Source organism: Azotobacter chroococcum (assembly GCF_004339665.1).
GTDB classification, from domain to species: Bacteria; Pseudomonadota; Gammaproteobacteria; order Pseudomonadales; family Pseudomonadaceae; genus Azotobacter; species Azotobacter chroococcum.
Window position 1 is genome coordinate 90,060 of record NZ_SMMU01000004.1, and the last position, 18,910, is coordinate 108,969.

Consider the following 18,910-nt stretch of genomic DNA (forward strand, 5'->3'; position numbering starts at 1 on the left):
TGGTCAGCGTCAGCGACGCCCTGCGCTACACCGCCGGCGTGCAGGCCGGCTACTTCGGCGAGGGGCAGCACCGCAGCCCGCACAAGGTCGCCCGCCTGGCGGGGGGCGCTGGTCCACTACCTGTTCCTCGACGAGCCGCGTACCCGGCGCATCGTCTGCGAGCCGTGCGCCGGCAGCGCGCGGATGATCCGGCACCTGCAGGCGCCGGGCTTCGCCCGGCTCAAGGAGATCGACTTTCCCCTCAAGCGCGCCGCCCCGATGGTGCTGGAGCGCGAGGCCTCTTCGCCCGCTGTCGGCTGGCGTGAGCAATTCCTAAAAAGCGAGTCGCGACCCATGCGGCCATAACCACTGATGAGGTCAGGCAGGGACCCGGCCCCCCTGCGCCCGCGGCGCGGAGCGGCTGTCACCCCTTGGTATGTCTAGAAGACAGGATCGATATTGCACATGAGCATAGAAACGCTGGAATACGATGTGATCGGCGTGGGCTTCGGCCCGGCCAACCTGGCCATCGCCATTGCCCTGGAGGAGGACTCCAGGACTCGCGAGTCCGGTCTGCACTATTGCTTCCTGGACAGCAAGCCGGCCTTCGAATGGCACGGCGGCATGCTGCTGGAAAACAGCCGCATGCAGATCTCCTTCCTCAAGGACCTGGCCACCCTGCGCAACCCGGCGAGCCGCTTCACCTTCGTCAACTACCTGCATGAGAAGCAGCGTCTGCTGCCCTTCATCAACCTCGGCACCTTCAGCCCGTCGCGGATCGAGTACAACGACTACCTGCGCTGGGCCGCCGCGTACTTCGACGAGCACGTGCATTACGGCGAGCAGGTGATCGCCGTGGAGGCGGTCGAGGAGCGCGGCGAGGTGCAGCGCCTGCGGGTGGTCTCGCGACTGGCCGACGGCCGCACGCGCACCCGGCTGACCCGCAACCTGGTGGTCGGCATCGGCGCGCAGGCGGCGATCCCCGAGCTGTTCGCCGGCCTCAGGGGCGAGCCGCGGCTGATCCATTCCTCGCAGTACCTGGAGCGCATCGGCCAGTGCTGCCCCGAGCGCGAGGGCCGCTACCGGGTGGCGGTGCTCGGCTCCGGGCAGAGCGCCGCGGAGATCTACAGCGACCTGGCCGGCCGCTACCCGCAGGCCGAGATCAGCCTGGTGATGCGTGCCCAGGCGATGCGTCCGGCGGACGACAGCCCCTTCGTCAACGAGATCTTCGACCCGGCCTTCACCGACGTGGTCTACCGCCAGCCGCAGCCCGAGCGTCGGCAGCTGATCCGCTCGCTCAGCCACACCAACTATTCGGTGGTCAACCTGGATCTGATCGAGAGCATCTACCAGGACCTCTACCAGCAGAAGGTGGTCGGCTCCGAGCAGCGCCGCCTGCTCGCCAACCGGCAGATCCAGGCCGTGGCGGCCAGCGCCGGGGGCATGCGCCTGAGCCTGCGCGATACCCAGAGCGGCGGCGAGGAGCTGTGCGAGTTCGATCTGCTGGTGCTCGCCACCGGCTACCGCCGCGACGCCCACTGGAGCCTGCTGGAAGGGGTAGAGCGCCATCTGCAGAAGGAGGCCGAGCTGGAGCGCAGCTACCGTCTGCCGACCCGCGCCGGATTCCAGCCGAACATCTTCCTGCAGGGCTGCTGCGAGGACAGTCACGGGCTCAGCGACACCCTGCTGTCGGTGGTGGCGGTGCGCTCCCAGGAGGTGGCGGACGCGCTGCTCGAGGCCTGCTGCCAGCCACAGGTGGCCTGCGCCTGAACCGGAACGAGAGCAGTCCTCTCCCTTGCGGGGAGGGCTGGGTTATTGATCGGCACCGCCCCGCAGATGGTCGGGGCAGCACTTTCCCGCGGAGGAGAGCCAGGGGAGTGAGGTCGGTTGATAGCGCTGTGGAGCGAACATAGTGGCGAGGCTTCTGCTCTTGCCGCCATCGCAGATAAACCTGCTCCTGCAGCTCTGTGGCAGGTAGCCGATCGGCGTTCAGCCGAAGACCTTGAAAGGGCTGGCTATCAGGGCGCGTATTTCTGATTCTTGTGGGTGGGCTCGTCGGGCTCGACGATCTGCACGAAGCCGTGCTGCGAGGCGTGATGGCAGGCATTGCAGGTGTTGACCAGCGTCGCGTAGGCGCTCTGGAAGGCCTGGGCATCCTGGCTGGCGATGGCGCTGTCGACCACCTGGAGGGCGGGCTTCAGCATCTGCCTGGTCAGCTCCGCCACGTCGTATTCCTCCACCGGGCGATACTCGGCGACATCGCCATCGGCCACCACCCGGGAGGCTTTCGTCAGTTTCCACAGGTACCAGCGTGCAAGCTCCCAGTTCCGGGCCTGGCCCGCAAAATACAACTTGTCCGCGTAGCGCTGATAATCGGCCATCACCTCGGCCATACGGAACGGGTGTTCCAGTCTCCGCTCCAGGTTGAAGACATACCAGCCCGTCCCGGCGCACACTGCAGCCGCGAACGCGGCAGCGGCCAGCCTTCCCGTCGCTCTCAAAATCGCTTCCTTCTCATCCTGCAGGCTTCGGCCATGCCCTTCATCCGGGCGTCGATGCGCCGCTTCGGCCCGGCGGCCACGGTCTGCCGAGGCGCTCTAGGCGTGGTGCCCTCTGGCTTCGATGTGCTGGCGGCAATGCACCATGGCGTCGCGGATCATGAAGTTCACCAGGGTCGGCGAGACGCCGAGTTCGCGGGCGATTTCCCGCTGCTGCTGGCCATGGATGCGGTACATCTCGAAGGCATAGCGGGTGCGCTCCGGGAGCTGGCTCAGGGCCTCGGCGATCAATTCGAGGGTTTCCTGGTACTGGTGCAGGCTTTCCGGCGATGCGCCTTCCTGCTGCTCGACCGTCATCCCTTCTTCCTCGCTTCCCCTGTGGCGCTGCTCGAACGCCTGCTTGCGGTAATAGTCGATCGCCAGGTTGCGTACGGTTCGGAACATGTAACTCAGCTGGGCCTTTATCGAGTGGCTGGGCAAGTGGGCGGACTCCAGCCGAAAGAAGGCATCCTGGACGACGTCCTCGGCCCTGGAGCGACATCCGGTGATATTCGCCGCGATCTTGATCAGGGCGGCTCGGTGGTCGATGAAGGATTGAATCTGGGGAGCAAGCGACGGTCTGCTCAGGAGACAGTCGGCAAGCATTCCTTGGTGCGACATGGCGGCGTTCCTGTGCGCGGAGTGGGCGAAAGGGTTCGAGGCCACGCGAAGTTATATCCGTCAATGATCATTGTCAAATAAGAATCATTATCAGCGTTTGTACTGCTGGATGTAAGGGCGGGAGTTCCTGCAAGGGGGCGGTGCCGGGTCGAGCCGAGCGTTCGATGCTTTGGCAAAAGGCCACCTTGTCCCGGCAGGCGACGGCAGGAAGACCGGCATGCCGACGCCTGTCCGTCGCTCAGTCCCCCCGTCCGTTGCCGCCGCCGGATCCGCTCCGCCAGCCGCCGCCGAGGGCCTTGAACAGGCTGACCGACGCCTGCAGGCGGGCGAGGCGCAGCTGGACTTCCTGATCCTGCGCCTCGAACAGCGTGCGCTGGGCTTCGAGGCTGTCGAGCAGGGTGTCGGCGCCCGCCCGGTAGCGTATTTCGGCCAGGGCGAAGCTCTGCCGGGCCTGCTCCAGCTCCTCGCGCTGCCCGTGCAGCTGGCGTTCGGTGCCGGCGAGCGCATTGAGGGCCTTCTCCACGTCGGCCAGCCCGTCGACGATCGCCCGGCGGTAGTCGTGCAGCAGTTCCTCCTGCTTGGCCAGGGCCTGTTCGCGTTCGGCGCGCAGCCGGCCGGCGTTGAAGATCGGTGCGTTCAGGCCGGCTTCGAGGATGAGGAAGGGAAAGGGATTGTCGGCGAGCACGCTGGCACGCTCGGCCCCGCCGCCCAGGCCGGCCTGCAGGTCGAGGGTCGGCAGCAGCGCGGCGCGTGCCACCCGCACGTCGCCCTCGGCGGCGGCGAGTTCGGCCTCGGCCCGGGCGATGTCCGGACGACGGACCAGCAGTTCGCCGGGCAGGCCGGCCTGGATGCCCGGCGCGCGCAGGGCGTCGAACTCGCCGCGGATCCGCAGCTCCTGCACGGCAACGCCGAGCAGGGTCGCCAGGACGATGGTCGCCTCCCGCTCCTCTTGCTGCAGTCGGGGGATCTGCCAGCGCTGGTTGGCCGTCAGGCTGCGCTGCTGGGCCAGCTCCAGCGCATGGCTGGCGCCGGCGGCGTGGCGGACCTCGACCAGTTTCAGCACCTGTTCGGCGTTGTCCAGGTTGAGCCGGGCGATGCGGGTCTGTTCGCGCAACGCCAGCACCTGCAGATAGGTGTCGGCGACGTCGGCCGTGACCGTCAGCTCGACCGCCGCCCGATCCCGCTCGCTGGCCTCGATTCTCTTGCGGGCGGCGGCCCGGCGCGAACGGTTGGCGCTCCACAGGTCCAGCTCGTAGCTGACGGTGAGCAGGGCGTCGAAATGCTCGATGCGCCGCTCCTCCTCGGTGGCGCCCAGCTCGTTGCTGTAGCCGTCGGTGCTGCCGATCAACTGGTCGCGGTTGGCGTTCGCCTCGCCGTTCAGCTCGGGAAGGACCGGCGCGCCCTCGACCGTCGCCGTGGCCCGCGCCTGGTGCAGCCGGGCGAGCGCCGCGGCGATGTCGTGGCTGGAGGCGCGGGCCTGATGGATCAGCCGGTTCAGCTCCTCGCTGCCGAAGCTCTGCCACCAGTCGGCGTCGGGCATGCGCGCGGGCGCCGCCGGCGGGTGCTGCCACTGTCCGGGAATGGTCAGGCCGCTGTCCGGCTGCGGCAGCGGGCCGCTGCAGGCGGGCAAGAACAGATACAGGCCGAGCAGGGCGAGCGGTTTTCGTCTCACTGCGGCCTCATGTGTCGGCCGGCGCCTTCCAGGCCGCGCGAAAGCGGCTCGGGAGTGCGGCCATGGCCGGAACATTGGCGGCCATCTTCATTGCTCTTGCCGGTGCGCGCTGTTGACGAGCAGCCGCTCGCCTTCGGCAAGTCCCTCGAGCACCTCGACGCGCCGCTGGTCGCGGATGCCGGTGCGGACTTCGCGCGGGGCGGGCTCGCCGTCCTGCCGCAGCACCTGCACCCGATGGACGTCCGGTCTGTCGGTACTCCCCTGCAGCGCGGCGAGCGGCGCGGTGAGCGCCCCCCGGACGCGGCTGGCGACGAAGAACACCTGGGCGGTCATCTCCGCCATCAGCGCCTGGTCCTCGTTGTCGACGTCGAGCAGCACGCTGTACAGCACTCCGCGGCCCTGGCCGGCTTCCTGAGCGGCCGGCTCGCCGGCATCGGGGCCCAGCTGTTCCAGCGGCCTCGGTGGCACCGGCAGTATCTGCCGGACGCGCGCCGGCCAGCGCCGGCCGCCGCCGCCGAGGGTGCTGAACCAGGCCGGCATGCCGGGTTTCACCCGGTGGATGTCGGCCTCGGGAACCTGGGCGTGGACGGTCATCGAGGTCAATTGGGCGATGCGGATCAGCGGCGTGCGTTTCTGGACATCGAGCGTCTGGCCGACGGCGATCACGGTGCCGTCCATCGGCGCATGGAGGCGCGTGTGGGCCAGCGCGGCCTCTTCGCTGCGCAGGCTGGCCTGGGCCTGTCTGATCTGGACGTCGGTGCTCTTCAGGCGCGCCTCGGCGACCCGCAGCTCGGCGTGGGTGGTCTGTACGTCCTCCTGGCGCGCTGCGCCGCTTCTGGCCAGGGTCCGTTGCCGTTCGTATTGCTGGCGGGCCAGATCGCGCTGGGCCAACTGCTCCTCGCGCAAGGCCCCGAGGCTTTCGACCTGCACCCGGCTGGCATCCACAGCGGCCTGCTGAGCGGCGGGGTCGATCTCGGCGAGCAGCTGTCCCTCGCGCACGCTGTCGCCGACCTCGACATGCAGGCGCAGGAGCTGCCCGGCGGTCTGGGCGACGACGTCCATGTAGTGGCGGGGTTGCAGGGTGCCCGGCGCCGTTATGCCGCTTTCGATGTCGCCGCGCTCGACGGGCACGGCATCGTAGGCCCGGACGGGCGGAGAAAAAGTCTGCCAGCCGGTCAGGGCCAGGACGCAGCCGAGCAGGGTCAGGAGCAGGGTCCAGCGGAGGTATGTCATGTCGTGGTCCGGCAGATCGGCTCGATGCGCCGGCAGTGTCCGGCGCACCTGCGAGGGTCAGATGGTGCAGGACGAGTGGGCGGGGGGGAAATTTAGAAACGCGGGCGACGCAGTCCCGGCGTCGGGCGGCGGCGCCCGCCCGGGGCCGGCTTCAGTGATGGACGTGCGCGGAAAGCGGATGCGCCAGGTTGTGGATCAGGCCCTGGATGTAGGTGTCCGGAATCCAGCCCATCCGCCAGCCGCCGTAACCGGCCGGGAGCAGAACGAGCGCCGCCAGACCGGCCGCCAGTCCCATCCGGCGCAGGCAGCTGTGGCGGCGCGGGCGGACGGGGGCGGCCGCGCTGGGACCGAACGCGGGCGGAAGATGGGCGGAGAGTTCCCAGATCTCCTGCATCGCCGCGAACTCGCGGGCGTGCTCGGGGCTCGCGGCGAGCCAGCGCTGGAAGGCCTGCCGCTCGTCTTCGCTGCAGTCCTCTTCGTGCAGCCGCATGCACCAGTAGGCGGCCTCCTCGGCAGGCGAAGTGCCGGGAGTGGGAGGAAGGGGAACGTTCATGTGATCGATACCGTAGCGTGATGTCCGCGATTATGGCCGATCCCTTGCTCATGGCTTCGAGTCCTCGCCAAGAGTCTAGGGCATTGGGAGCAGCCCAGACAAACGCCACGTCGGCGATGGCCCTGCTTCCGGCGGCCGCCGCTCCCTCCGCGAAAGTCCGCGCGGCGGGCGTTTCCGGCCGGCGCCTAAACAAACCGCCGGCTGCTTCGTCATTGAAGGCAGACGACCCCTGCGCCGGCGTTCGGCCGGAGCGCTTCCCTTCAACCCGTACGAGGATGCCCATGTCTACCAGTTGCTTTGACCGCGAGGACGAGACCTTCATCGTGCTCGTCAACCACGAAGGACAGTATTCCATCTGGCCCCACTGGAAGGCCGTCCCCGGCGGCTGGAGCGCCGTCGAAGGCGTGACGGGCGACAAGCAGTCCGTTCTCGACTACGTCGAGAAGACCTGGACCGACATGCGCCCGCTGTCGCTGCGCCAATGGATGGACGAACACCGCACAGCCGACGCGTCGGTCGCGACCCAGCAGTGAGCCGCGCCATGCGGCCGCCCTTCGTCGACCTGCTGGTCCTGCCGTGCGCCGGCGCCAGCGCGACCATGTACCTGCGCTGGCGGCGCCTGTTGCCGCAATGGATCCGCCTCGTCCCGGTGGAGTTGCCGGGGCGCGGCGCCCGGCTGGGCGAGCCTTTCGTCGAGGACTTCGAGCGGCTCGTCGCACAGCTCTGCGACGAGCAGGCCGGCGTCATGGACGGCTGCCACGCCCTGCTCGGGCACAGCATGGGCGCCCTGCTCGCCTATGGCATCGCCCAGCGCCAGCGCGCGCTGTCGCGGCCGCTGCCGCGGGCTCTGTTCGTCTCGGCAAGCGCCGCGCCGTCGCGGCGCGATCCGGAGCGTTTCGCCGGCAAGGACAACGACGCGGCGCTGATCGCCGACCTGCGCCGGCAGGGCGGCACGCCGGAGGAGGTCTTCGGCTGTGCCGAGTTGCTGCGCCTTACGCTGGATACCCTGGGTGCCGACTACCGGGTGTGCGCGAGCTTCCGCGACACGGCGCCGGCGCCCCTGTCCATCCCGCTCCATGCCTTCGGCGGGCGACAGGACGAGATCGCCGCCGAGCGCCTGGAGGCGTGGCGGCACGCGGCGGCCGGCCGCTTCTCGCTCGACTGGTTCGAGGGCGGCCATTTCTTCATCCGCGAGCGGGAGCAGGAGGTGCTGGCCGCCGTCGTGCGCGGACTGGCGCATTCGCTTCCCGCCGGGCACGGCGCCGCCGCGACGCCCTGACCCCCTCGCGCACGGAAGCGCTCCCTCCTGACATGCCGCCGTCCTGGCAGGGGCGCTCGCCTGCCAAACCAAGGAGTTGCAATGAACGAACTGCAGACCCGCTTCGAACGCCGCGCCCCGGAAGGTTCGGAGCTGCCGATACTGATCACCCCGTCCGAGGCCGGGGAGCCGCTGCTGAGCGCCCTCCCGCGCCTGCGCGCGCAGATCGAGCGCCACGTCGCCACGCAGGGCGGCGTGCTGCTGCGCGGCTTCGAGGTGCCCTCGCTGGAGGCCTTCCGCGAGTTCGCGGCCGCCTTCGGCCATCCGCTGCTCAACTACGAATTCGGTTCGACGCCGCGCACCGCGGTGGGCGGCGGCGTCTACACCTCCACCGAGTACCCGGCCCACCAGCCCATCCCGCTGCACAACGAGCAGGCCTACACGCGCGAGTGGCCGATGAAGCTCTGGCTTCACTGCGTGACGGCCGCCAGCGAGGGCGGCGAGACGCCGATCGCCGACAGCCGGGCTGTCTACCGGCGCATGCCGGCGGCCATCCGCGAGCGCTTCGCGCCCGGCATCCTCTACGTGCGCAACTACGGCGATTTCGACGTGCCTTGGCAGAAGGTCTTCAACACCGAAAGCCGTGCCGAGGTCGAGGCCTTCTGCCGCCGGGCCGGCATCCGCTGGGAGTGGAAGCCGGACGGCGAACTGCGCACCAGCCAGCTGTGCCAGGCCATCGAGGTCCACCCGGTGAGCGGGGAGACGGTGTGGTTCAACCAGGCCCACCTGTTCCACGTCTCCAACCTGCAGCCCGAGGTGCGCGAGTCGCTGGAGGAACTGCTGGGCATCGAGAACGTGCCGCGCAATACCTACTTCGCCGACGGCTCGCCGATTCCCGACGCGATCTTCGACGAGGTGCGCGCCGTGCTGGACGCCGAGACGGTGTCGTTCCGCTGGCAGGAGGGCGACGTGCTGATGCTCGACAACATGCTGGCGGCCCATGCCCGCGCGCCGTTCAAGGGCGCGCGCAAGGTCGTCGTGGCGATGGCCGAACCGCACGGCAACCTGGACAGGTTCTGAGAACCGATTCGAGAACGAGAGACGCGAGATGAACAGCATGCCGCCGTCAGTACCCCGCTATCCCCGCAATTTCGTCGAGCACCTGCAGCACCTGGCTGCAGAGCGGCCGGCCGACACCGCCCTGATCGTGGTCAGGGAGCAGGACGGCGCGCCCGCCGACACCCTCATCTCCTACGCCGCGCTGGACCGGTGCGTCAGGGCTCTGGCCGCGCAACTGCAGGAGCGCTTCGGCCCGGGCGAGCGCGCCCTGTTGCTGCTCGACAATGACGACCATTATGTCGTCGCCTTCTTCGCCTGCCTCTACGCCGGGCTGACCGCGGTGCCGGTGTTCCCGCCCGAGTCGGCCCGCCCGCAGCATCTGGCGCGGCTGACCGGCATCGCCCAGGATGCGCAGGCCCGCTGCCTGCTCACCACGGGCGCGATCCTCACGCTGCTCGGCACGGCGGTCGACGGCTTCGCCGGCTGCGCGGCCATCGCCGTCGACGCGGTCGATGCCGCCGGCGCCGACGCCTGGCGGCCGCACGCGCCGGCCGACGACGACATCGCCTTCCTGCAATACACCTCCGGCTCGACTTCGGCGCCCAAGGGCGTCATGGTCAGTCATGGCAACCTGATGGCTAACGAGCGCGCCATCGAGGAGGGCCTGTCGGTCGGCCCGGACGACGTCTTCGTCTCCTGGCTGCCGCTCTACCACGACATGGGGCTGATCGGCGGCCTGCTGCAGCCCGTGCACCACGGCATTCCCGTCGCGCTGATGACCCCGCAGTTCTTCCTGGAGCGGCCGATCCGCTGGCTGGAGGCGATCTCCCGGCATCGCGGCAGCATCAGCGGCGGCCCGGACTTCGCCTACCGCCTGTGCCTGGAGCGGGTCAAGGACGCGCAGCTGGCGCAGCTCGACCTGTCGAGCTGGCGACTGGCCTTCTCCGGCGCCGAGCCGGTGCGCCACGACACCCTCGAGGCCTTCATCGAGCGCTTCGCGCCGGCCGGCTTCCAGGCCGGCACGGTCTTTCCCTGCTACGGCCTGGCCGAGGCGACGCTGTTCGTCACCGGCGGCCGGCGCGGCACCGGCATGGTCACCCGGGCCTTCTCGGCCGAGTCCCTGGGTCAGGGCCGGGCGCAGCGCGACGACGGCGGCAATATCCATGTCGGCTGCGGCCACGCGCCCTCGGCGCACGAGGTGCGGATCGTCGATCCGCAGTCCCTGGCTCCCCTGGGCGAGGGGACGGTGGGCGAGATCTGGGCGAGCGGCCCGAGCATCGCGCAAGGCTACTGGCAGCGGCCGGAAGAGACCGCGCAGAGCTTCGTCGAGCGCGACGGCCGGCGCTGGCTGCGCACCGGCGACCTGGGCTTCGTGCACGAGGACGAGCTCTACATCACCGGGCGCATCAAGGACCTGATCATCCTGCGCGGACAGAACGTCTATCCGCAGGACATCGAGCGGGCCATCGAGGCCGGGGTCGAGGTGGTGCGCAAGGGCCGCGTGGCGGCCTTCGCCGTGCCCCTGCCGGCGGGCGGCGAAGGCGTCGGGGTGGCGGTGGAGGTCTCGCGCGGCCTGCAGAACCTCGTGCGCGTCGAGGCGCTGGTCGAGGCGCTGAGCCAGGCCGCCGCCAGCGTGTGCCGCGAGCCGGTGTCGGTCGCCGTGTTGCTCAACCCGGGCGCGCTGCCCAAGACCTCCAGCGGCAAGCTGCAGCGCAGCGCCTGCCGCCGGGGCTGGGAGCGCGGCAAGCTCGACGCCTACGCGCTCTACGAGCACGGCCGCTTCGTGCTCGGCGCCGGGCCGCAGACGGCGGAGCCCGTAGCCGTGCAGCCGCCCTTCGACGAACTGGAAGCCGCCCTGGCGCAGCTCTGGCAGCAGGTGCTCGGCACAAGCGGCGCACCGGAGCGCCAGGCGCACTTCTTCGCCGGCGGCGGCAATTCGCTGGCGGCGGTACAGCTGGCCGCGCGTATCGGCGAGCAGTGGGCGATCGACTTCCCGGTACGCCTGCTGTTCGAGCAGCCGCGCTTCAGCGATCTTGTCCGGGAAATCCGGAGCATCCTTGCGCAAGGCCAGTGCCAGCCGAAGGCGGCGATTCCCGTCCTGCCGGCCGAACGCCGTGGCGAGCCCCTACCGCTGTCGCACGCCCAGGAGCGCCAGTGGTTCCTCTGGCAGCTCGATCCCGGGAGCAGCGCCTATCACCTGAGCCTGGTCCTGCGCCTGTCCGGGCCGCTGCGCGTCGATGCCCTGCACGCCGCCTTCGACGGCCTGGTCGCCCGGCATGAATCCCTGCGCACGGTATTCCGCCCGGCCGCCGACGGCACGCCCGCGCAGTGGATCCAGAGCGCCGCCGCGGTCGAGCTGCCGGTCATCGACCTGCGCGAGGTGGCGGCCGGCGAGCGCGAGGCCCGTGCGGCGGAGGAGGCGCGCCGCCTCGTCGAGACGCCCTTCGACCTGACCTGCGGGCCGCTGCTGCGCGTGGCGCTGATCCGCACCGCCGACGAGGCGCAGCGGCTGGTGCTGGTGATGCACCACATCGTCTCGGACGGCGCCTCGATGCAGGTGCTGATCGACGAGATCGCCGCGCGCTATGCCGCCCATCTGCAGGGCAAGGCCGCCGAGCTTCCCGTCCCGGGCATCCAGTACGCCGACTACGCCCTCTGGCAGCGCGACTGGCTGGCCGCCGGCGAAGGCGCGCGCCAGCTCGACTGGTGGCGCGCGCAGCTCGGTGACGAGCATCCGGTCCTGGCACTGTCCTGCGACCGTCCGCGCCAGGCCCGGGCCGACTACCGCGCCGCACGGCATAGCGTCGAGCTGCCGGCCGAGCTGTCGGCCCGTCTGCGCCAACTGGCCGAGGCGCGCGGCGCGACGCTGTTCATGGTGCTGCTGGCCGGCTTCCAGGCGCTGCTGCACCGCTACACCGGCCAGCAGGACATCCGCGTCGGCGTGCCGGTGGCCAACCGCCAGCGGACGGAGACCGCGGGGCTGATCGGCTTCTTCGTCAACACCCTGGTGATGCGCAACCTCGTGCACGGGCGCACCCGCCTGGGCGAAGTGCTGGCGCAGACCCGCGAGGCGGCGCTGGGCGCCCAGGCGCACCAGGACCTGCCCTTCGAGCAGCTGGTCGAGGCGCTGCAGCCGGAGCGCAGCCTGAGCCACAGCCCGCTGTTCCAGGTGCTGTTCAACCACCTGCGCGAGGACTGGCGGGCGCTGCGGCAACTGCCGGGGCTGGTTCCGGAGCCCGAGGAGGCGGGCGAGCGGGCCGCGCAGTTCGAGCTGACCCTGGATATCCGCGAGCGCTCCGACGGGCAGGTCCGCGCCAGCTTCGAGTATGCCGCGGAGCTGTTCGAGCCGCAGGCCATCGAGCGCCTGGCCGGACACTACCTGGCCGTGCTGCGCGCGCTGGCCGAGCGGCCGGAGCAGGCGCTGGGCGACCTTGAGCTGCTGGGCGAAGCCGAGCAGGCGCAGCTTTGCCAGTGGGGCGAGAACCCGCAGCGCTACCCGGACGCCGAGCCGGTACACCGGCTGTTCGAGCGCCAGGCGCGCGAGCGTCCGCAGGCCACGGCGCTGGTCTTCGGCGCCGAGGCGCTGAGCTATGCCGAACTGAATCGCCGCGCCAACCGCCTGGCGCACCGGCTGATCGAGCTGGGCGTCGCCCCCGAAACCAAGGTGGGCATCGCGCTCGAGCGCTCGGTCGAGATGGTGGTGGGCCTGCTGGCCATCCTCAAGGCCGGCGGCGCCTACCTGCCGCTGGATCCGGAGTATCCGGCCGAGCGGCTGGCCTGGATGGTCGAGGACAGCGGCATCGGCCTGCTGCTCACCCAGAGCCATCTGGGCGAACGCATTCCCGGCCGGCACACGCTGAGCGTGCTGGAACTGGACCGCCTCGAGCTCGGCGGCGCGCCCGAGCACGACCCGCAGGTCGCCCTGCACGGCGACAACCTCGCCTACGTGATCTACACCTCGGGCTCCACCGGCCGGCCCAAGGGCGCGGCCAACCGGCACCGCGCGCTGTACAACCGGCTGGCGTGGATGCAGGAGGCCTACCGGCTCGGCGACGCGGACAGCGTGCTGCAGAAGACCCCGTTCAGCTTCGACGTCTCGGTCTGGGAGTTCTTCTGGCCGCTGATGGTCGGTGCGCGGCTGGTGGTGGCCAACCCGGGCGACCATCGCGACCCGGCGCGGCTGGTCGAGCTGATTCGCCAGCAGCGGGTGACCACGCTGCACTTCGTGCCCTCGATGCTGCAGGCCTTTCTGGCGCATGCGGGCATCGAGGCCTGCACGAGCCTCTCGCGCATCGTCTGCAGCGGCGAGGCGCTGCCGGCCGAGGCGCAGAACGAGGTGTTCAGGCGCCTGCCGCAGGCGGCGCTCTGCAACCTCTACGGCCCGACCGAGGCGGCGATCGACGTCACCCACTGGAGCTGCCGCGCCGACGGGCAGAGCCAGGTGCCGATCGGCCGGCCGATCGGCGGCATTCGCACCCAGGTGCTCGACGCGGGCTTGAACCCGGTGCCGCCGGGGGTGGCCGGCGAGCTGTACCTGGGCGGGGTGGGCCTGGCGCGCGGCTACCTGAACCGGCCGGGACTGACCGCCGAGCGCTTCGTGGCCGACCCGTTCGGCTCCGGCGAGCGGCTCTATCGCACCGGCGACCTGGTGCGCTGGAACAGCGAAGGCCAGCTCGAATACCTGGGGCGCATCGACCATCAGGTGAAGGTGCGCGGTTTCCGCATCGAGCTGGGCGAGATCGAGGCGCAGCTGCTGGCCCAGCCCGAGGTGCGCGAGGCGGTGGTGGTGGCCAAGGAGGGGCCGGGCGGAGCGCAGCTGGTGGGCTACGTGGCGGGGCAGGGCGTCGACCCCGGTGCGCTGCGCGAGCGGCTCGGCCGGGTGCTGCCGGACTACATGGTGCCGGGCGCCCTGGTGGTGCTGGAGAGCCTGCCGCTGAACCCCAACGGCAAGGTCGACCGCAAGGCGCTGCCCGAGCCGGAGCTGGCCGGCAGCCAGGCCTACGAGGCGCCGCTGGGCGTGATCGAGGAGCGGCTGGCCGAGGTCTGGGCCGAGGTGCTGGGCATGCCGCGCGTGGGGCGCCGCGACAGCTTCTTCGAGATCGGCGGCCACTCGCTGCTGCTGCTCAAGGTCCACCATCGCCTGAAGGAGCGGCTCGAGGTCTGCCCTTCGGTCGTCGAGCTCTTCAAATATCCGACCATCGAGTCCCTGGCGGCCTTCCTCGGCGAGGGCGGCCCGCACGACGGCGCTTCGCTGCAGCGCGCCGAGGACCGGGCCAGGCGCCAGCGCGGCGCCTTTCTGCAACGCAAGCCGGCCAGCGAGAGGACACCCACATGAGTGATTCCATGGACAACGAGATGACCGGCGTCGAGATCGCCATCGTCGGCATGGCCGGCCGCTTCCCGGACGCCCCGGACGTCGAGGCGTTCTGGCGCAACATCCGCGACGGCGTCGAGTCGGTCAGGCGCTTCGACGACGAAACGCTGCGCGCCCGGGGGGTGCCCGCCGACCTGCTCGCCGATCCCGGCTACGTCAGGGCGGGGGTCGTGCTGGAGGACATGGACCGCTTCGATGCCGGCTTCTTCGGTTACTCGCCGCGCGACGCCGAGCAGCTCGATCCGCAGCAGCGCCTGTTCCTGGAGACCGCCTGGCAGGCCCTCGAACACGCCGGCTACTCCGGCGCCGCGCCGGCGCTCACCGGCGTCTACGCGGGCAGCGGCGCCAGCCTCTACCTGCTGCGCCACCTGCTGCCGATGGTGGACTGGCGGGCCAGCGACGTCTCCTCCCTGCTGGGTCTGATGAACGGCAACGACAAGGATTCGCTCGCCACCCGCGTCGCCTACAAGCTCGACCTGCGCGGGCCGGCGGTGTCGGTGCAGACTGCCTGTTCCACCTCGCTGGTGGCGGTGCACCTGGCCTGCCGGGGCCTTCTGAACTACGAGGCCGACATGGCCCTGGCCGGCGGGGTGTGGCTCAACCTGCTGCAGGAGGGCGGCTACCGTTACCAGCCCGGGGCGATCCTGTCCCCCGACGGGCACTGTCGCGCCTTCGACGCCGAGGCGGCCGGCACCGTGCTCGGCAGTGGCGCCGGCATCGTGGTGCTCAAGCGCCTGGCCGACGCCCTCGCCGACGGCGACACCATCCACGCGGTGATCAAGGGCTCCGCGCTCAACAACGACGGCGCGGCGAAGGTGGGCTACACCGCCCCCAGCGTCGACGGCCAGGCGGAGGCGATCCTCGCCGCCCAGGCGATGGCCGAGGTGTCGGCCGACAGCATCGGCTACGTGGAGACCCACGGCACCGGCACCACCCTCGGCGATCCGATCGAGATCGCCGCGCTGACCCAGGCCTTCCGCGCCGGCACCCAGCGGCGCGGCTACTGCGCCATCGGCTCGGTGAAGACCAACATCGGCCATCTCGACGCCGCGGCCGGGGTCACCGGCCTGATCAAGGCGGCGCTGGCGCTCGGGCACAAGACCCTGCCGCCCAGCCTGAACTTCCGCGAACCCAACCCGCAGATCGACTTCGCCGAAAGTCCCTTCTACGTGAACACCGAGGCTCGGCCCTGGCCGGCTTCCGGGGCGCCGCGGCGCGCCGGCGTCAGCTCGTTCGGCATGGGCGGCACCAACGTGCATGTCATCCTCGAGGAAGCCCCGGTGCCGTCCGCCGCCGCCGCCCGAGAGGACGCCGGCCTCAGGCTGCTGGCGCTCTCGGCGCGCAGCGCGACGGCGCTGGACGCCGCGGCCGAGCGGCTCGCCGCCCACCTGCGGCAGCATCCGCAACAGGCGCTGGCCGACGTGGCGCACACCCTGCGCGCGGGGCGCGAGCGCTTCGCCCATCGCGCCGTCGCACTCGCCCGCGATCCCGCAGATGCGGCCCGCGTCCTGGCGTCGCGCGCGCCGGACGCCTTCTTCAGCGGCCAGGTGCTGTCGGAGCGGCCGACGCTGGCCTTCCTGTTCCCCGGCCAGGGGGCGCAGCACCTGGACATGGGCCGCGCCCTCTACGAGCGTGAAGCGCTGTTCCGGGAAACCCTGGATCGCTGCTGCGAGCTGCTGGCGCCGCACCTGGGGCTGGATCTGCGCGAGCTGCTGTTCGCTGCGGCGGACGAATCCGCGGCGGCCGCGCGCCTGGAGCAGACCGCGATCACCCAGCCGGCGCTGTTCGCCGTCGAGTACGCGATGGCGCAGCTGTGGATGAGCTGGGGCGTGCAGCCCGACGCGCTGCTCGGCCACAGCATCGGCGAATACGTGGCGGCCTGCCTGGCGGGCGTTTTCTCGCTGGAGGATGCGCTCGCGCTGGTCGCCGCGCGCGGTCGCCTGCTGCAGGCGACCGCGGCTGGCGCCATGCTGGCCGTCAGCCTGCCGGAGGCCGAGCTGTGCGCCCGCATGCCGGCCGGCTGCGACCTGGCGGCGGTCAATGCGGCCGACCTGTGCGTGCTCGCCGGCCCGAGCGCGGCCATCGAGGCCGCCGAGCGGGACCTGGCGGACCGCGGCGTCGCCATGCGCCGCCTGCACGTCTCCTGCGCCTTCCACTCCGCGCTCGTCGAGCCGATGCTCGGCGAGTTCGAGACCCTGCTGGCGCGGGTCGCGCTCGGCGCGCCGCGGATTCCCTTCGTCTCCAACCTGAGCGGACGCTGGATCACCGCCGAGGAGGCCTGCAGCCCGGACTACTGGGTGCGCCATGTGCGCGGCACGGTGCGCTTCGCCGACGGTTTGGGCGAACTGCTCGGCAAGCCCGACCGCATCCTCCTCGAGGTCGGGCCGGGCGAAACCCTGAGCGCCCTGGCGCGGCGCCATCCGCAGGCCGGCGCACGGCCCGTCCTCGCCACGCAATGCCATCCGCAGCGTCGCGCGCTGAACGCCGAGCAGCCGGCGCGCTGCCTGGCGCAGCTCTGGCTGTCCGGCGTCGCGATCGACGCCGCCGGCCTGTTCGGCGGCGAGCGGCCGCGCCGGGTGCCCCTGCCGACCTATCCGTTCGAGCGGCAGTCGTACTGGATCGCCGCGCCGAGCGGGGAGGCGGCCGGCAGGCCGCTGCCGCCGGCGACGAGCCGGCGCGACATCGCCGACTGGTTCCATGTGCCGGCCTGGAAGCGCAGCGAAGCCGCGGAGCCGACGGAGCAAAGCGGCAGCGTGCTGCTGCTGAGCGACGCGCACGGCCTGGGCGAGCGGCTGGCCCGGCACCTGCAGGCCGCGCAGCGGCCGGTGATCCGGGTGGAGCGGGGCGCGGAGTTCGCCCGGCTCGGCGAGCGCCACTACGCGCTGCGTCCCGGCGAGCGGGAGGATTTCGAGCGGCTGCTGCGCGCCGTCGAGGCCGAGAGTGGCCCGCTGGCCGACATCTGCCACCTGTGGAGCCTCGATCCGGCAGGCCTGCCGGCGCCGGACGAGGTGCTGGAGCGCGGCTTCCACAGCCTGCTCGCCCTGGCACAGGCCCTGGAGGCGACGGCCCCGGCGGACGGCCGGCGGGGTGTCGTGCTCAGCGTGGTGGCCAACCAGGTGGAGGACGTCACCGGCGTCGAGCCGCTCTGCGCGGAGAAGGCGACCCTGCACGGCCCGTGCAAGGTCATTCCGCAGGAGTACCCGCACATCGCCTGCCGGCTGATCGACGTCGTCCTGCCGCCCGCCGGGAGCGCGGCGGAAGAGCGGCTCGCCGGGCAGATCGCCGCGGAGATGGCGACGCGGATCGAGCCGCAGGAGGGCACGCCCGTGCTGGCCTACCGGGGTCCGCACCGCTGGCTCAAGACCTTCGAGCCCGTGCGCCGCGACGGCGCGGACAGCCCGCGGCTGCGCCGGCAGGGCGTCTATCTGATCAGCGGCGGCCTGGGCGGCATCGGCCTGGCGCTGGCGCGCCATCTGGCCGGGAACTGGCAGGCGCGGCTGGTGCTGCTCGGCCGCAGCGCGCTGCCGCCGCGGGACCAGTGGCCCGCATGCATCGCCTCGGCCGAGCGGGACGCCGCCCTGGCGGCCCGGCTGCAGCAACTGCTGGAGCTGGAAGCTCTCGGCGCCGAGGTCCTGGTCCTGCAGGCGGACGTCGCCGATCCGGCCCAGCTGCGCCAGGCCATCGACGCGGCGCGGCGGCGCTTCGGGGCCCTGCACGGGGTGGTTCACGCCGCCGGCGCGGCCGGCGGCGGCGTGCTCGCCGGCAAGAGCCGTGCGGACGCGGAGAAGGTTTTCGCCCCGAAACTCCAGGGCACCCGCCATCTGCTGGAAGCCCTCGCGGACGAGACGCCGGATTTCGTGCTGCTGTGCTCCTCGCTCACGGCGATCACCGGCGGTTTCGGCCAGGCCGACTACTGCGCCGCCAACTGCTTCCTGGATGCGCTGGCGGCCGAGGCGTCCCGGCAGGCCGACAGGTTCGTGCTGTCGGTCAACTGGGACACCTGGCGGGAGACCGGCATGGCGGCCGGACAGCGGCTGCCGGAGGAGGTCGGCATCGCGCCGGAGCAGGGCGGGCGGCTGCTCGAGGCGCTGCTGGGCGGTCCGCAGACGGCGCAGACCCTGGTCTCCACCCTCGATCTCGAGCGCCAGTTCGCGCAGATGCGCACCTCCGAGCTCGCCGAGCGCCTGTTGTCCGAGCCGGTAGCCAGGCGCCAGCAGCATGCGCGCCCGGCGCTGCAAACCGAGTACGTGGCGCCGGACGGCGAGCTGGAGGAGGATCTGGCGGCGCTGTGGAGCGAGTTCCTCGGGATTTCGCCGATCGGCGTCGACGACAACCTGTTCGAGCTGGGCGGCGACTCCCTGCTGGCGATCCAGCTGCTCGCCAGGGTGCGCAGCGCCTATGGCGTGGAGCTGCACCCGGCGGCCCTCTTCAGGACCCCGACGGTCGCCGCGCTGGCGATGCTGGTCGAGACCCGCCTGATCGAAGAGATCGAGGACGCCGAAACCGCCTGAGAGGTTCTCGAGGGGGACAGGGGCCGGTCTGTCGCCGGCCGGCTAAACAAAGCGCCGGCTGCTTCGTCTTTGAAGGCAGACGATCCGCGTGCCGGTTCCCCAGCCGGCACGCG

The 18,910-nt window shown here is 71.2% G+C and carries 12 protein-coding genes; 7 read left to right on the plus strand and 5 right to left on the minus strand.

All coding sequences use genetic code 11. The features are described from left to right. Window positions 1–120 precede the first annotated feature (120 nt). Window positions 121–345 carry a GNAT family N-acetyltransferase gene (locus tag EV691_RS23775; protein ID WP_341352488.1) on the plus strand — a complete coding sequence of 75 codons (225 nt, stop codon included), beginning with the start codon at window positions 121–123 and terminating at the stop codon, window positions 343–345. 99 nt (window positions 346–444) lie between these two features. Further along, window positions 445–1,749 (plus strand): lysine N(6)-hydroxylase/L-ornithine N(5)-oxygenase family protein, encoded by a 1,305-nt coding sequence (locus EV691_RS05755; RefSeq protein ID WP_131300727.1) that lies wholly within the window; start codon window positions 445–447, stop codon window positions 1,747–1,749. Between the two features lie 248 nt (window positions 1,750–1,997). Here EV691_RS05755 and EV691_RS05760 read toward each other — a convergent pair whose 3' ends face one another. The 5 genes from EV691_RS05760 to EV691_RS05780 all read right to left on the minus strand — a co-directional run bounded on the left by EV691_RS05760 (window position 1,998) and on the right by EV691_RS05780 (window position 6,595). After that, a complete protein-coding gene (locus tag EV691_RS05760) occupies window positions 1,998–2,480 on the minus strand; it encodes a hypothetical protein (protein ID WP_131300729.1) in 483 nt (160 codons plus the stop codon). Between the two features lie 96 nt (window positions 2,481–2,576). Further along, window positions 2,577–3,122 carry an RNA polymerase factor sigma-70 gene (locus EV691_RS05765; RefSeq protein WP_131300892.1) on the minus strand — a complete coding sequence of 182 codons (546 nt, stop codon included), beginning with the start codon at window positions 3,120–3,122 and terminating at the stop codon, window positions 2,577–2,579. A gap of 253 nt (window positions 3,123–3,375) precedes the next feature. Further along, window positions 3,376–4,809, minus strand: a complete 1,434-nt coding sequence (locus EV691_RS05770) for an efflux transporter outer membrane subunit (RefSeq protein WP_242672619.1) — start codon at window positions 4,807–4,809, stop codon at window positions 3,376–3,378. An 87-nt stretch (window positions 4,810–4,896) separates the two neighbouring features. Further along, the gene (locus EV691_RS05775; RefSeq protein ID WP_377802444.1) at window positions 4,897–6,090 is read right to left on the minus strand and encodes an efflux RND transporter periplasmic adaptor subunit; all 1,194 of its coding nucleotides are present in this window, start codon (window positions 6,088–6,090) and stop codon (window positions 4,897–4,899) included. Window positions 6,091–6,193: 103 nt separating this feature from the next. Next, a complete protein-coding gene (locus tag EV691_RS05780; protein ID WP_131300734.1) occupies window positions 6,194–6,595 on the minus strand; it encodes a FecR/PupR family sigma factor regulator in 402 nt (133 codons plus the stop codon). A gap of 281 nt (window positions 6,596–6,876) precedes the next feature. Between EV691_RS05780 and EV691_RS05785 the strand changes: the two genes are divergently transcribed. From EV691_RS05785 to EV691_RS05805, 5 genes are all read left to right on the plus strand, one after another. Next, window positions 6,877–7,128 (plus strand): MbtH family protein, encoded by a 252-nt coding sequence (locus tag EV691_RS05785; RefSeq protein ID WP_131300736.1) that lies wholly within the window; start codon window positions 6,877–6,879, stop codon window positions 7,126–7,128. Window positions 7,129–7,136: 8 nt separating this feature from the next. Beyond that, window positions 7,137–7,874: a thioesterase II family protein gene (locus tag EV691_RS05790; RefSeq protein ID WP_131300894.1), complete on the plus strand. Its 738-nt coding sequence runs from the start codon at window positions 7,137–7,139 to the stop codon at window positions 7,872–7,874. An 81-nt stretch (window positions 7,875–7,955) separates the two neighbouring features. Continuing rightward, window positions 7,956–8,933 (plus strand): TauD/TfdA family dioxygenase, encoded by a 978-nt coding sequence (locus EV691_RS05795; RefSeq protein WP_131300738.1) that lies wholly within the window; start codon window positions 7,956–7,958, stop codon window positions 8,931–8,933. A gap of 28 nt (window positions 8,934–8,961) precedes the next feature. Then, complete coding sequence (locus EV691_RS05800) at window positions 8,962–14,247, plus strand: non-ribosomal peptide synthetase (protein ID WP_131300740.1); 5,286 nt, start codon at window positions 8,962–8,964, stop codon at window positions 14,245–14,247. Next, window positions 14,244–18,797 carry a type I polyketide synthase gene (locus EV691_RS05805; RefSeq protein ID WP_131300742.1) on the plus strand — a complete coding sequence of 1,518 codons (4,554 nt, stop codon included), beginning with the start codon at window positions 14,244–14,246 and terminating at the stop codon, window positions 18,795–18,797. The genes EV691_RS05800 and EV691_RS05805 overlap by 4 nt, the downstream gene beginning before the upstream one ends. Window positions 18,798–18,910 lie beyond the last annotated feature (113 nt).

Excerpts from the sequence above, each read along its gene's own strand:
- EV691_RS05755 (WP_131300727.1), top strand. The coding sequence starts at position 445 with ATGAGCATAGAAACGCTGGAATACGATGTGATCGGCGTGGGCTTCGGC.
- EV691_RS05765 (WP_131300892.1), bottom strand. The coding sequence starts at position 3,122 with ATGCTTGCCGACTGTCTCCTGAGCAGACCGTCGCTTGCTCCCCAGATT.
- EV691_RS05780 (WP_131300734.1), bottom strand. The coding sequence starts at position 6,595 with ATGAACGTTCCCCTTCCTCCCACTCCCGGCACTTCGCCTGCCGAGGAG.
- EV691_RS05785 (WP_131300736.1), top strand. The coding sequence starts at position 6,877 with ATGTCTACCAGTTGCTTTGACCGCGAGGACGAGACCTTCATCGTGCTC.
- EV691_RS05790 (WP_131300894.1), top strand. The coding sequence starts at position 7,137 with ATGCGGCCGCCCTTCGTCGACCTGCTGGTCCTGCCGTGCGCCGGCGCC.
- EV691_RS05795 (WP_131300738.1), top strand. The coding sequence starts at position 7,956 with ATGAACGAACTGCAGACCCGCTTCGAACGCCGCGCCCCGGAAGGTTCG.
- EV691_RS05800 (WP_131300740.1), top strand. The coding sequence starts at position 8,962 with ATGAACAGCATGCCGCCGTCAGTACCCCGCTATCCCCGCAATTTCGTC.
- EV691_RS05805 (WP_131300742.1), top strand. The coding sequence starts at position 14,244 with ATGAGTGATTCCATGGACAACGAGATGACCGGCGTCGAGATCGCCATC.